The 12894-nt window shown below is 59.9% G+C and carries 13 protein-coding genes; 10 read left to right on the top strand and 3 right to left on the bottom strand.

Annotation, left to right across the window (positions count from 1 at the left end; all coding sequences use genetic code 11):
- Positions 1-9 precede the first annotated feature (9 nt).
- The 10 genes from rlmH to AC3ISI_RS25415 all read left to right on the top strand — a co-directional run bounded on the left by rlmH (position 10) and on the right by AC3ISI_RS25415 (position 10060).
- Positions 10-477 carry a 23S rRNA (pseudouridine(1915)-N(3))-methyltransferase RlmH gene (gene rlmH / locus AC3ISI_RS25460; protein ID WP_489334328.1) on the top strand — a complete coding sequence of 156 codons (468 nt, stop codon included), beginning with the start codon at positions 10-12 and terminating at the stop codon, positions 475-477.
- 10 nt (positions 478-487) lie between these two features.
- The gene (mrdA, locus tag AC3ISI_RS25455; protein ID WP_489334327.1) at positions 488-2383 is read left to right on the top strand and encodes a penicillin-binding protein 2; all 1896 of its coding nucleotides are present in this window, start codon (positions 488-490) and stop codon (positions 2381-2383) included.
- Positions 2384-2414: 31 nt separating this feature from the next.
- The gene (gene rodA, locus AC3ISI_RS25450; RefSeq protein ID WP_050590204.1) at positions 2415-3518 is read left to right on the top strand and encodes a rod shape-determining protein RodA; all 1104 of its coding nucleotides are present in this window, start codon (positions 2415-2417) and stop codon (positions 3516-3518) included.
- Positions 3519-3535: 17 nt separating this feature from the next.
- On the top strand, positions 3536-4546 hold the full coding sequence (mltB, locus tag AC3ISI_RS25445; RefSeq protein ID WP_489334326.1) for a lytic murein transglycosylase B: 1011 nt from the start codon (positions 3536-3538) through the stop codon (positions 4544-4546).
- The gene (locus AC3ISI_RS25440; RefSeq protein ID WP_489334325.1) at positions 4546-5559 is read left to right on the top strand and encodes a septal ring lytic transglycosylase RlpA family protein; all 1014 of its coding nucleotides are present in this window, start codon (positions 4546-4548) and stop codon (positions 5557-5559) included. Before mltB ends, AC3ISI_RS25440 begins: the two co-directional genes overlap by 1 nt.
- Before the next feature lie 180 nt (positions 5560-5739).
- On the top strand, positions 5740-6897 hold the full coding sequence (locus AC3ISI_RS25435) for a D-alanyl-D-alanine carboxypeptidase family protein (protein ID WP_489334324.1): 1158 nt from the start codon (positions 5740-5742) through the stop codon (positions 6895-6897).
- An 87-nt stretch (positions 6898-6984) separates the two neighbouring features.
- The gene (locus AC3ISI_RS25430; RefSeq protein ID WP_223521967.1) at positions 6985-7260 is read left to right on the top strand and encodes a DUF493 domain-containing protein; all 276 of its coding nucleotides are present in this window, start codon (positions 6985-6987) and stop codon (positions 7258-7260) included.
- Positions 7260-7907 carry a lipoyl(octanoyl) transferase LipB gene (gene lipB / locus AC3ISI_RS25425; RefSeq protein ID WP_123433427.1) on the top strand — a complete coding sequence of 216 codons (648 nt, stop codon included), beginning with the start codon at positions 7260-7262 and terminating at the stop codon, positions 7905-7907. Before AC3ISI_RS25430 ends, lipB begins: the two co-directional genes overlap by 1 nt.
- A gap of 1 nt (position 7908) precedes the next feature.
- On the top strand, positions 7909-8934 hold the full coding sequence (lipA, locus tag AC3ISI_RS25420; protein WP_008035102.1) for a lipoyl synthase: 1026 nt from the start codon (positions 7909-7911) through the stop codon (positions 8932-8934).
- A gap of 175 nt (positions 8935-9109) precedes the next feature.
- Complete coding sequence (locus AC3ISI_RS25415; protein ID WP_489334323.1) at positions 9110-10060, top strand: S66 peptidase family protein; 951 nt, start codon at positions 9110-9112, stop codon at positions 10058-10060.
- 104 nt (positions 10061-10164) lie between these two features.
- On the opposite strand, the gene AC3ISI_RS25410 is transcribed toward AC3ISI_RS25415, so the two are convergent.
- The 3 genes from AC3ISI_RS25410 to holA all read right to left on the bottom strand — a co-directional run bounded on the left by AC3ISI_RS25410 (position 10165) and on the right by holA (position 12860).
- Positions 10165-11487, bottom strand: a complete 1323-nt coding sequence (locus tag AC3ISI_RS25410) for a lytic murein transglycosylase (protein WP_489334322.1) — start codon at positions 11485-11487, stop codon at positions 10165-10167.
- A gap of 61 nt (positions 11488-11548) precedes the next feature.
- A complete protein-coding gene (gene arfA, locus AC3ISI_RS25405) occupies positions 11549-11713 on the bottom strand; it encodes an alternative ribosome rescue factor ArfA (RefSeq protein WP_007946659.1) in 165 nt (54 codons plus the stop codon).
- 109 nt (positions 11714-11822) lie between these two features.
- On the bottom strand, positions 11823-12860 hold the full coding sequence (holA, locus tag AC3ISI_RS25400; protein WP_489334321.1) for a DNA polymerase III subunit delta: 1038 nt from the start codon (positions 12858-12860) through the stop codon (positions 11823-11825).
- Positions 12861-12894 lie beyond the last annotated feature (34 nt).

The raw sequence follows: 12894 nt of genomic DNA, 5'->3' as shown, positions 1-12894 counted from the left end.
GGGCCCGCTGTGCGACTGCGACTGATCGCCGTCGGTTCACGGATGCCCAAGTGGGTGGAGGAAGGCTGGCATGAATATGCCAAGCGTCTTCCGTCCGAGCTGGCGCTGGAACTGGTGGAAATACCGCTCAACACCCGTGGCAAGAACGCCGACGTGGCGCGCTTCATCCGTCAGGAAGGCGAAGCCATGCTGGCCAAGGTCGGGCCGAATGAGCGTGTTGTCACCCTCGAAGTTCACGGCAAACCCTGGAGCACTGAGCAGTTGGCGGTCGAACTCGACCGCTGGCGCCTGGACTCGCGCACGGTGAATTTCATGGTCGGCGGCCCTGAAGGGCTGGCGCCGGAAGTCTGTGCCCGAGCTAATCAGCGCTGGTCATTGTCGCCGTTGACGTTGCCGCACCCGCTGGTGCGAATCCTGATCGGCGAACAGCTGTATCGGGCCTGGACAGTCTTGTCCGGCCACCCTTACCACAAGTAGTTCTGCCCTCATGTCTCAGCCGATCCGTATCAAGGACCACGAAAAAGACGCCCGTCTGGTGCGTGGTCGCGTCGTGTTCGGTGCAATTGCGGTTGTGACGCTTATTTGTGTGCTGATCGCGCGGCTGTATTTCCTGCAGGTCATCCAGTACGAGTACCACTCGACCCTGTCGGAAAACAACCGCGTCCATGTGCAGCCGATCCCGCCCACCCGTGGGCTGATCTATGACCGCAATGGCGTGGTGGTGGCCGATAACCGGCCCAGCTTCAGCCTGAGTATGACCCGCGAGCGCTCCGGCGACTGGCAGCAAGTGCTCGACGTGATCGTCGAAGTGCTGGAAATGACACCCGAGGATCGGGTGATCTTCGAGAAACGCATGCGTCAGGGGCGTCGGCCATTCGAGCCGGTGCCAATCCTGTTCGAGCTGACCGAAGAGCAGATCGCCCGGATCGCGGTGAACCAGTTCCGCCTGCCGGGCGTGGAAGTGGTTGCGCAGCTGGTTCGCCACTATCCGCAGGGCGCGCATTTTGCGCACTCAGTCGGGTACATGGGGCGGATCAACGAGAAAGAGCTCAAGACGCTGGACCCGGTGAGCTACAGCGGCACCCATCAAATTGGTAAAACCGGCATCGAGCGCTTCTACGAGCCGGAATTGCACGGACAGGTCGGTTACGAAGAAGTCGAGACCAACGCCCGTGGCCGCGTGCTGCGGGTGCTCAAGCGTACCGAACCGATTTCCGGCAAGGACATCGTCCTGAGCCTGGACATCAAATTGCAGGAAGCGGCCGAAGCGGCACTGGGCGGTCGTCGTGGCGCCGTCGTGGCGCTGGACCCGAAAACCGGCGAAGTGCTGGCGATGGTCAGCCAGCCGAGTTTCGACCCGAACCTGTTCGTCACTGGCATCAGTACCAAGGCCTATTCCGAGCTGCGTGACTCCATCGACCGGCCGCTGTTCAACCGCGTGCTGCGTGGTCTGTACCCGCCGGGTTCGACCATCAAGCCGGCGGTGGCGATTGCCGGTCTGGATTCGGGGGTTGTCACCGCGTCGACCCGCGTGTTCGACCCCGGTTATTACCAGCTGCCCAATTACGATCACAAATACCGTAACTGGAACCGCACCGGCGACGGTTACGTGGACCTGGACACGGCGATCATGCGCTCCAACGACACCTACTTCTATGACCTGGCTCACAAGCTGGGGATCGATCGGTTGTCGTCGTATCTGGGCAAATTCGGCATCGGCCAAAAGGTCTCGCTGGACATGTTCGAAGAATCGCCGGGCCTGATGCCAACCCGTGAGTGGAAGCGTGCGACCCGCCGCCAGGCCTGGTTCCCGGGCGAAACCCTGATTCTGGGGATCGGCCAGGGCTACATGCAGTCCACGCCGCTGCAACTGGCTCAGGCCACGGCGCTGGTGGCTAACAAAGGGGTCTGGAACCGTCCGCACCTGGCCAAGACGGTCGAAGGCGAGAAACCCAAGGATGAAAACCCGATGCCGGACATCGTCCTGCGCGACCCGTCGGACTGGACCAAGGTCAACCACGGCATGCAGCAGGTGATGCACGGCGCTCGCGGTACGGCGCGCAAGGCATCGATTGGCGCGCAGTACCGGATCGCCGGGAAAAGTGGTACGGCCCAGGTGGTTGCGATCAAGCAGGGCGAGAAGTACGACCGCTCCAAGGTTCAGGAGCGTCACCGCGACCACGCCTTGTTTGTCGGCTTTGCGCCGGCCGACAACCCGCAAATCGTAGTGTCAGTGATGGTCGAGAACGGTGAGTCCGGTTCCGGGGTCGCTGCGCCAGTGGTGCGTCAAATCATGGATGCCTGGCTCCTCGATCAGAACGGCCATCTCAAGGCCGAATACGCCAGCCCTATCAGTGCGGAGGCCACGGCCCATGATGAATAACTTTGATCGCATGCTCTCCAGCGAGGATGTGATGCGTCGTCGTGCGACGTTGTTGCAACGCCTGCACATCGATGGGCCGTTGCTCATTTTGCTGCTGACCCTCGCCGCTGGCAGCCTGTTCGTGCTGTATTCGGCCAGCGGCAAGAGCTGGGACCTGCTGGCCAAGCAAGCCACTTCGTTCGGCATCGGCCTGGTGTCGATGATTGTCATCGCGCAATTCGAACCGCGTTTCATGGCGCGCTGGGTGCCAGTCGGTTATGTGCTCGGTGTGCTGTTACTGGTGGTGGTGGACGTCATGGGCCACAACGCCATGGGCGCCACGCGCTGGATCAACATCCCCGGTGTGATCCGTTTCCAGCCCTCTGAGTTCATGAAGATCCTGATGCCGGCGACTATCGCCTGGTATTTGTCCAAGCGCACCTTGCCGCCGCAGCTCAAACACGTTGCGGTCAGCCTGTTTCTGATTGGCTTGCCCTTTATCTTGATCGTGCGTCAGCCGGACCTGGGGACATCGCTACTGATCCTGGCCGGTGGCGCGTTTGTACTGTTTATGGGTGGCTTGAAATGGCGCTGGATCATCAGCGTGCTGGCGGCTGCCGTGCCGGTGGCCGTGGCGATGTGGTTTTTCATCATGCACGACTATCAGAAGCAGCGAATCCTCACCTTCCTTGACCCGGAGAGCGATCCGTTAGGGACTGGCTGGAACATCATCCAGTCGAAAGCCGCCATTGGCTCCGGTGGTGTGTTTGGCAAGGGCTGGTTGCTGGGCACCCAGTCGCACCTGGACTTCCTGCCGGAAAGCCACACCGACTTCATTATTGCGGTATTGGGCGAAGAGTTCGGGCTGGTCGGCATTTGCGCGTTGCTGTTGATATACCTGTTGTTGATTGGTCGCGGGCTGGTGATTACCGCTCAGGCCCAGACATTGTTCGGTAAATTGCTCGCGGGCAGTTTGACCATGACGTTTTTTGTTTATGTTTTCGTCAACATCGGTATGGTCAGTGGCCTGTTGCCGGTGGTGGGGGTGCCGTTGCCGTTCATTAGCTACGGAGGAACTTCGCTGGTAACGCTGCTGTCAGCGTTTGGGGTTTTGATGTCGATCCATACCCATCGTAAGTGGATCGCACAAGTTTGAATAAGGTGAAGATTTCAATGCAAGTAATGCGTGGCTGGGTGACTCGATACGCGCCATGGGTCGGCCTGGTAAGCATCCTTGGCACAACGCAGAGCGCGTTGGCTGGCGAATACGAAGGCTCACCTCAGGTAGCCGAATTCGTCGGTGAAATGACCCGCGATTACGGCTTCGCCGGCGAACAGCTGATGGGCGTGTTCCGCGAAGCCGAGCGCAAGCAGTCAATCCTGGACGCGATTTCGAAACCCGCCGAACGGGTCAAGCAATGGAACGAATACCGCCCGATGTTCATCACCGATGCGCGTATCGCCCGTGGTGTGGATTTCTGGCGTCAGCACGAAGCGGTGCTGGCGCGCGCGGAGCAGGAATACGGTGTACCGGCGCAGGTGATCGTCTCGATCATCGGCGTTGAAACCTTTTTCGGGCGTAATACCGGCAACTACCGGGTGATTGATGCATTGTCGACGCTGAGCTTCGACTATCCTCCCCGGGCTGAGTTCTTCCGTAAGGAATTGCGTGAATTCTTGCTGCTGGCCCGGGAAGAGCAGGTCGATCCGTTGACTCTCAAGGGCTCCTACGCGGGTGCCATGGGCTTGCCGCAATTCATGCCGAGCAGTTTTCGTGCGTATGCGGTGGACTTCGACGGTGACGGTCACATTAATATCTGGACCAATCCCGACGATGCCATTGGAAGCGTCGCCAGTTACTTCAAGCGTCACGGCTGGGTCGCCGGCGAACCGGTGGTCAGTCGCGCCGATGTCCGCGGCGAGCAGGTGGACGACGGTTTGACCACGGGCATTGAGCCGACTAAAACCGCAGGGGAGTTGCGGGCTCTGGGGTGGTCAAGTCATGATGCGCTGCGCGATGATATGCCGGTCACGGCTTTCCGCCTGGAAGGTGACAATGGCCCCGAGTATTGGATGGGCCTGAATAATTTTTATGCGATCACGCGTTATAACCGCAGCGTGATGTACGCCATGGCCGTACATCAACTGTCTGAACAGCTGGTCCAAGCACGGGGCGTCAAGTAATGCGGGCATTGCCGATGAAAAAACCCCTGAAGCTCATGGCTTTCGCCGCGTTGGCGGTGCTGCTCGCCAGTTGTTCGACCAGTCGCGCACCCGCTCAGAAATCCTCGTCCACCGCCGTGCGCGCGACGCCGGGGCTGGACATCAACCGTGCCCACAAAGATGGCGCGCCGTGGTGGGATGTCGACGTATCACGCATCCCGGATGCCACCCCGACCTTGCACTCCGGCCCTTATAAGGCCAACCCGTACACGGTGCTGGGCAAGACCTACTTTCCACTGCAAGAGTCCAAGACTTACGTCGCCTCGGGCACAGCGTCCTGGTATGGCACCAAGTTCCACGGCCAGAATACCGCCAACGGTGAGGTCTACGACCTGTACGGCATGAGTGCCGCGCACAAGACGTTGCCACTGCCGAGTTACGTCCGGGTGACCAACCTGGACAACAACAAGAGCGTGATTTTGCGGGTCAACGACCGTGGGCCGTTTTATTCGGACCGCATCATTGACTTATCCTATGCCGCCGCCAAAAAGCTCGGTTACGCCGAAATCGGCACGGCGCGGGTCAAGGTCGAGGGTATCGACCCGCAACAGTGGTGGGCACAAAAAGGCCGTCCGGCGCCTTTGATGCTCAACGAGCCTCAAGTCGCGCAAAATAGCGCCCCGGTAATTACGGCTTCGGCCGGCACCGTCGAGCAATGGACACCACCGGCGCAGCAACACGCCGCGGCTGTCGTGCCTGTCCAGCTGGATGCAAAAAAAAACGCTTCTGTACCAGCCTCTGGCCAGTATCTGCAGGTGGGCGCGTTCGCCAACCCGGACGCTGCAGAACTCCTGAGATCGAAGCTCAGCGGGATGGTGAGCGCTCCGGTGTTCATCAGCTCGATAGTGCGCAACCAACAGACACTGCATCGGGTGCGTCTGGGGCCGATCGGTTCTCCGGGTGAAATCCAGCAAGTGCAGAACAGCGTGCGCATGGCCAATCTCGGTTCGCCGAGCCTGGTCACCGCCGAGTAATACGTAGTACTTGATTGACGGTTCGCTTGCTGTTTGGGGGGCGGACCTGGTTGTTGGCTCGTAAAGAACAAAAGCCCGGCAAGGGTTCTGAGTGAACAACTGAACACGCGATGGCCCGTTAGAAGGCCGTCTGATTAGTTTTGCCCCTGGGCAGTTTCCATTAGCGATTTCGAGAGACGGATGAACATCACCACCTTTGCCAAACGCCTGTTCCTGTTAGTCCCGCTGCTCCTCTCGCCAGCCGCGTTCGCGGTCGAGGTGATGCCAGCTCCACCACAACTGGCCGCCAAAGCCTATGTGCTCATGGATGCCAGCAGCGGCAACGTGCTGGTCGAGAACAATGGTGATCAGCGTCTTCCACCTGCCAGCCTGACCAAGCTGATGACCGCGTACATCGCGACCCTGGAAATCCGTCGTGGCCAGATTGGCGAAAACGATCCGGTGACCGTCAGCGAAAACGCCTGGCGTACCGGCGGTTCGCGGATGTTCATCAAGGTCGGCTCGCAGGTTACTGTCAGCGATCTGCTGCACGGCATCATCATTCAGTCGGGTAACGACGCCAGTGTTGCGCTCTCCGAGCACATCGCCGGCAGCGAAGATGCTTTCGCCGACGTGATGAACAAAACCGTGGCCGACCTGGGCATGACCAACACCCATTTCATGAACCCGACCGGTCTGCCGAACCCTGAGCACTACTCGTCGGCTCACGACATGGCGGTGCTGGCGCGCGCGATCATCCACGAAGACCCGGCTCACTATGCGATCTACTCGCAGAAAGAGTTCTTCTGGAACGGCATCAAGCAACCTAACCGCAACCTGCTGCTGTGGCGCGACAAGACCGTCGATGGCCTGAAAACCGGTCACACCGACGAAGCCGGCTACTGCATGGTGTCTTCGGCTGTACGTGATGGCATGCGCCTGATCGCGGTGGTGTTTGGCACCAGCAGTGAAGTGGCTCGTGCTGCCGAAACCCAGAAACTGCTGACTTACGGTTTCCGTTTCTTCGAAACCCAGACCTTCTATCAGAAGGGCGCCGAGCTGGCTCAGGCCCCTGTCTGGAAAGGCGCGACCAATCAAGTCAAGGCCGGTCTGGCTGAAGACCTGACCATGACGCTGCCCAAAGGCCAGTTGAAAAAGCTCGCTGCCAGCATGACCATGAACCCGCAACTGGTTGCGCCAATCGCCAAGGGCGACGTGATCGGTAAAGTCGAAGTGAAACTGGACGACAAAGTGGTGCACAGCGCCGATCTGATCGCCCTGGACGCTGTCGAGGAAGGTGGTATCTTCCGCCGCATGTGGGATAGCATCCGTCTATTCTTCTACAGCATCTTCAACTGAATACAGTGTGCACCTGCATGACTTCGCGCTGATCCGGCGCGGAGTCATGCCCGTCGCCACGGCTTACGCTTACGAGGCCGTTACGCCATGACCGATACCGAAGTAAAGGCGCCAAAGATCGAATTCCCTGCCACTGATTACCCGGTTAAGGTGATCAGCGACACCGGCGTGGGTAATAAGGACAAGATCATCAATATCGTCAGAAAACACGCCACCATCAACGATGAGCGTGTTGACGAGCGCCAAAGCAGCAACGGCAAATACACCACCATCCAGTTGCACATCGTCGCCACCGACCAGGACCAGCTGTACAACATCAACAGCGAACTGCGGGCTACCGGCTTCGTGCACATGGTGTTGTGATGTCTGGCACGCTGGGCTTTCGTGAGCTCGGCCAGATGGCTTACGAGCCGGTCTGGCATGCCATGCAACGCTTCACCAACGAACGCGGCACCGAGGCCGCCGACGAGATCTGGCTGGTCGAGCACCCGCCAGTGTTCACCCAGGGGCAGGCCGGAAAGGCCGAGCACTTGTTGCTGCCGGGAGATATTCCGGTGGTGCAGGTCGACCGAGGCGGGCAGGTGACTTATCACGGGCCCGGCCAACTGGTGGCTTATCTGCTGCTGGATGTACGCAAGTTGGGATTTGGCGTGCGAGACCTGGTCACCCGCATGGAGCTGTGCCTGATCGAACTGCTGGCGAGTTACGGCGTCACTGCCGCCGCCAAGCCAGACGCGCCGGGTGTCTACGTCAATGGGGCGAAAATCGCGTCCCTGGGGCTGCGGATCCGCCACGGTTGTTCCTTTCATGGCCTGGCCCTGAACGTGGACATGAACCTGGAACCGTTTCGACGGATTAATCCCTGCGGTTACGCCGGGCTGGCGATGACCCAGCTGAGCGATCACGCAGGACCGATTGAATTTGCCGAGGTAAGTGCCCGGCTGCGCGCGCAGCTCGTCAAACACCTCGACTATGCTGAGCAGACGACCCTAACGGGCGGAATCGACTGATATGACTACTGATGCAGTGCAAACCATGATCCCGACGCTTGATGTTACCGAGCGTCCGGCCCCGCGTGCCAAGGTTGAAGCCGGCGTCAAGCTGCGCGGCGCCGAGAAGGTTGCACGTATCCCGGTGAAGATCATTCCGACCACCGAATTGCCGAAGAAACCCGACTGGATTCGCGTGCGCATACCGGTTTCCCCGGAAGTCGACCGCATCAAGGCCCTGCTGCGCAAACACAAGCTGCACAGCGTGTGTGAAGAAGCCTCCTGCCCGAACCTGGGCGAGTGCTTCTCCGGTGGCACCGCGACCTTCATGATCATGGGCGACATCTGCACCCGTCGCTGCCCGTTCTGCGACGTTGGCCACGGCCGTCCGAAACCACTGGACGTCAACGAGCCGGAAAGCCTGGCTATCGCTATCGCCGACCTGAAACTCAAATATGTAGTGATCACCTCGGTAGACCGCGACGACCTGCGTGACGGTGGTGCCCAGCATTTTGCCGACTGCATCCGCGAGATCCGCAAGTTGTCGCCGAACGTGCAGCTCGAAACCCTGGTTCCGGACTACCGTGGCCGTATGGACGTGGCGCTGGAAATCACCGCGGCCGAGCCGCCAGATGTGTTCAACCACAACCTGGAAACCGTGCCGCGCCTGTACAAGGCTGCGCGTCCGGGTTCGGACTATCAGTGGTCGCTGACCCTGCTGCAACGCTTCAAGCAGATGATGCCGCACATTCCAACCAAATCCGGCCTGATGCTGGGCCTGGGCGAAACCGATGAAGAAGTCATCGAAGTCATGAAGCGCATGCGCGAACACGACATCGACATGCTGACCCTGGGCCAGTACCTGCAACCGTCCCGCAGCCACTTGCCGGTGCAGCGTTTTGTGCACCCGGACACCTTCGCCTGGTTCGCCGAGGAAGGTTACAAGATGGGTTTCAAGAACGTCGCGTCCGGCCCGCTGGTACGCTCTTCGTACCACGCCGACGAGCAAGCGAAGCTGGTTAAAGCCGAGCTGATATCGTCCTTGTAATTTGGCGATGACATAAAAGACGCCCGCATGGCTTTTCAGGCTTTGCGGGCGTTTTTTTGCCTGGCCTACGCCAGCCAGTGTTTTTTCCTGCAACCTGCGGGCGACTGACCCTCTTCTGTTTGTCCCCGTTCCTGACTACTGTGTGCTGAAGATTTTCGCGCAGGGAGATTCATGGATGACCGTTCGACCGACCCACACGTTGTATCCGCACAAACCTGTTCCGGCCCTGCCTTCGCAAGGGTTGATCGGCGTGATCGCGCCCGCCGGCCCTGCCGGGCTGGACACCGACAAAGCCATTGCCTGGATGCGCGCTCGTGGTTATGCGTTGCGGGTGTTTCCCGGGGTCTATGAACAAGATGGCTATCTGGCCGGCAGTGACGAGGTGCGGCTCAATGATCTGCACGCGGCGTTCGCTGATCCTGAGGTGGATGCCATCATTTGCCTGCGCGGTGGTTATGGCACACCGCGGTTGCTCGACCGTATCGATTTCGAACTGCTGCAAAACAACGCCAAACCGTTCATCGGCTACAGCGACATCACGGCGCTGCACCTGGCAATCAGCCGTTATGCCGGTTTTGTGACCTTTCATGGCCCGCTGCTCAATGCCGATTTGCTGGGCGACAAGCAGAAGCCTACCGAGTCGTCGTTTTTCAACATGCTCAGAGGGCAAGTGAAGGCCGGCAGTGTGCTCACGCATCCGGTGGCCTGGCCATTGACCACGATTGAGCCAGGCATCGCTCACGGGCGCTTGCTGGGTGGCAACCTGTCGATGATTGCCGCGACCATGGGCACGCCGTACGAACTGGACGCCGAGGGCGTCATCCTGCTGATCGAGGACGTCAACGAGCCGCTGTATCGCATTGACCGGCTACTGACCCATCTGCGGCTGGCTGGCGCGCTGGGCAAGCTTCGTGGGGTGTTGGTGGGGGATGTGGCTGGGGTCGATGCGGTAGCGCTGGAGGGGTTGCTCAAGCAGACTTTTGAACCCTTGCGGATTCCGGTGCTGGCCGGGTGGCGTAGCGGACATTGTGATCCGAACCTGACATTGCCGATGGGGGCACTGGTTCGATTGGATGCGGGGAAGAAGGAGTTGCTGTTGGAGCAGGATGTCGTGGTCAGGCGCTAGAGTTTCGTCGCTAATAGTCTGCTATCGCGGGCAAGCCACGCTCCCACATTGGATCTATGTCACGACGAAGATCACCTGTGGGAGCGAGCCTGCTCGCGATGCTTTTAGCGGCTACGCAGTCCTTCCAGCAACTTGTGCGTCGGATACCCATCCGCCGGCCAGCCAAACGACTGCTGTGCACTGCGAATCGCCTTGCGCGTGTTGGCACCGATAATTCCGTCCGGGGTGCCCGCGTCGTAGTTTTGGGCACTCAGCAGGCTTTGCAATTCCATGCGCTCGGTGCGGCTCAACGGCAAGTCATCTTTGGGCCAGCTGCCGCTGATCAGTCCTGCACCGTCGAAGCGTTCGGACAACAAACTTACGGCCAACGCATAGGACGAAGAGTTGTTGTACTTGAGAATCGCGCGGAAGTTGTCGAGGACCAGGAACGCAGGGCCGCGATAACCGGCCGGCAGCAACAGGGCCGCGGAGAGGTTGTCGGCACCCGAAGGAACGTGGGCACCCTGTGGCAGGGTGACCCCAAGTTGCTGCCACTCGGCGATGCTTTTGCGAATCGTGCCATCGGCCAGAATGTAGTTGAAATTGCTTGGCAGGCGCACTTCAAAGCCCCACGGCTGGCCTTTTTGCCAGCCAGAGCTTTGCAAATAGTGCGCAGTCGAGGCCAGTGCATCGGCGGGGCTGTTCCAGATGTCGCGGCGGCCATCACCGTCGAAGTCCACTGCGTGGGTGTTGTACGTCGTCGGGATAAACTGGGTCTGGCCCATGGCGCCGGCCCAGGAGCCGAGCATTTTCTCGGGGGTGATGTCGCCTTGTTGCAGGATTTGCAGGGCGGCGATCAGTTGATCGTGTGCAAAGCCCGGGCGCCGTCCTTCGTACGCCAGGGTTGCCAGCGAGTTGATGACTGACTTGTTGCCCTGGAACTGACCGAAGTTACTCTCCATGCCCCATACCGACACCAGCGCCTGGCGGTCGACGCCATAACGCTGTTCGATGCTTTGCAGGATGGCAGCGTTTTCGCTGATCAGCGCTTGGCCTTTGCGGACTCGCACCGGTGAAAGGGCGCCGTCGAGGTATTCCCACACCGGACGGGAAAATTCCGGCTGGCTGCGATCGGCACGGATCACGCTGGGGTCGAAGCTGACATTGGCGAAGGCGCGGTCGAACAGATCGGCGCGGATACCGGCGGCCAGTGCGTCTTTGCGGAAACCCGCTTGCCATTCGGCGAACGATTGGGTGGGTTGGATATCAGGGGTTTCATCCGTCGGCACCGCGGGCGAAATGACTATAGGGGTTGTCGCGACAGGAAGGGTTTTGAGCGGCTGGGCGTCGGCGGCGGTCGGTTTTTCCGCGCAAGCGACAAGCAAAATGAGGCTGGAGGCAGCGATCAGTTGGCGAACGGGCCAGCGACGGGAAAGACAAAGGGGCATGCACAGGTCCAGGGCAATCGATTCAGGTACAGACCTTAACATGTAGAAGGGGTGTTCTGCTTTATGCAGCCAGAAAGTAAGAAGCCTCCCAGCTATTAGACTGGAAGGCTTCGCGGCGGTAGCTGCCTTTGCCCTTGCCGGCTCGTTCCTGACGGCTGCGGAACAATGGTTGGGCGATAATGGATTTAGCTTTGTTGGGGCCGTGCGTTGATGGCTTTTTGCTCATGATGATGTCTCGCAAGTGAGTGGTTTTTGCGGGGCAAATCATCGGTCGAACTTGTGGTTCTGTCTAGTCCCCACATTGTGTAGGACCTTTCGCTGCTACAGGGGAGTGTTTACTCGGAAGGCAAAGTCAGGCGTTGGCCGGCCATCAACAGCGACAGTCGACTGAGGCTCATCCACGGCGAACCGGCTGCCTGGCCTTTGATCTGTGCGTCGATCCGTTGCGCCTCCAGCAGCAACTGTGCCCAGCGTTGCGCCGAGTAGCGTTGCAGCGCCTTGCTCATTAGCGGTTTGCGCTTGTCCCAAATGGGTGGTCGGGCCGAGCTGAACGCCTTATCCAGCGGCACGCCCTGGCTGTATTGCAGCGACAGGTTGGCCAACAGGCGCAGTTCCCGGGCCAGGGCCCAGAGAATCACCGGTGGTTCGACACCTTCACCGCGCAGCCCTTCCAGCATGCGTAGCGCGTGTGCCGCTTCGCCATTGAGAATGGCGTCGGTCAGGCCGAATACGTCGAAACGTGCACTGTCGGCCACGGCAGCCTGTACGGTCTCGACGGTGATCTGCCCACCTTCGGCCATCAATTTGAGCTTTTCGATTTCTTGCGCGGCGGCGAGTAAATTGCCCTCGACGCGGGCTGCAATCAGTTCGACGGCGTCCTGGCTGGCGGACAATCCGGCTTGAGATAGACGCTGGCGGATCCAGCTTGGCAACTGGTTAGCATCTACCGGCCAGATCTGCACGAACTGAGTGTGCTGACCTTCGACCAGCGCCTTGCCCCACTTGGTTTTCTGCGCGCTGGCGTCAAGCTTGGGCAGGCTGATCAGCAATATCGTGTCTTCGGCCGGGCGCGAGCAGTACTCGATGAACGCGGCGGCGCCTTTGTCACCGGGTTTACCGGATGGGAGGCGCAGTTCCAGCAGGCGCTTTTCGGCAAACAGCGACATGCTTGCCCCCGCCTGCAACAACGTGCCCCAGTCGAAACTGGCGTCGGCGGCGAAGACCTGACGTTCGTCGAAGCCCTGTTGTCGCGCAGCCGCGCGAATGGCATCGGCCGCTTCCTGGCACAGCAGCGGGTCATCGCCACTGATGATATAGACCGGCGCGAGGGCACCTTGCAGGTGTTTACCGAGTTGGGCGGGGGCAAGTTTCATAAGAGGGGCCAAACGGGGCGCCGGAACGCCCCGA

This window comes from Pseudomonas sp. GL_139_B (assembly GCF_057834475.1).
Note: the sequence above shows the minus strand (reverse complement) of the source record. Positions and strands in the feature narration are given on the sequence as shown.

Bases quoted from the DNA above. Each gene is read 5' to 3' on its own strand.
- AC3ISI_RS25415 (WP_489334323.1), top strand. From the start codon at position 9,110: ATGACCGTTCGACCGACCCACACGTTGTATCCGCACAAACCTGTTCCG.
- AC3ISI_RS25440 (WP_489334325.1), top strand. From the start codon at position 4,546: ATGCGGGCATTGCCGATGAAAAAACCCCTGAAGCTCATGGCTTTCGCC.
- arfA (WP_007946659.1), bottom strand. From the start codon at position 11,713: ATGAGCAAAAAGCCATCAACGCACGGCCCCAACAAAGCTAAATCCATT.
- AC3ISI_RS25410 (WP_489334322.1), bottom strand. From the start codon at position 11,487: ATGCCCCTTTGTCTTTCCCGTCGCTGGCCCGTTCGCCAACTGATCGCT.
- mrdA (WP_489334327.1), top strand. From the start codon at position 488: ATGTCTCAGCCGATCCGTATCAAGGACCACGAAAAAGACGCCCGTCTG.
- holA (WP_489334321.1), bottom strand. From the start codon at position 12,860: ATGAAACTTGCCCCCGCCCAACTCGGTAAACACCTGCAAGGTGCCCTC.
- rodA (WP_050590204.1), top strand. From the start codon at position 2,415: ATGCGTCGTCGTGCGACGTTGTTGCAACGCCTGCACATCGATGGGCCG.
- mltB (WP_489334326.1), top strand. From the start codon at position 3,536: ATGCAAGTAATGCGTGGCTGGGTGACTCGATACGCGCCATGGGTCGGC.
- AC3ISI_RS25435 (WP_489334324.1), top strand. From the start codon at position 5,740: ATGAACATCACCACCTTTGCCAAACGCCTGTTCCTGTTAGTCCCGCTG.
- lipB (WP_123433427.1), top strand. From the start codon at position 7,260: ATGTCTGGCACGCTGGGCTTTCGTGAGCTCGGCCAGATGGCTTACGAG.
- lipA (WP_008035102.1), top strand. From the start codon at position 7,909: ATGACTACTGATGCAGTGCAAACCATGATCCCGACGCTTGATGTTACC.
- AC3ISI_RS25430 (WP_223521967.1), top strand. From the start codon at position 6,985: ATGACCGATACCGAAGTAAAGGCGCCAAAGATCGAATTCCCTGCCACT.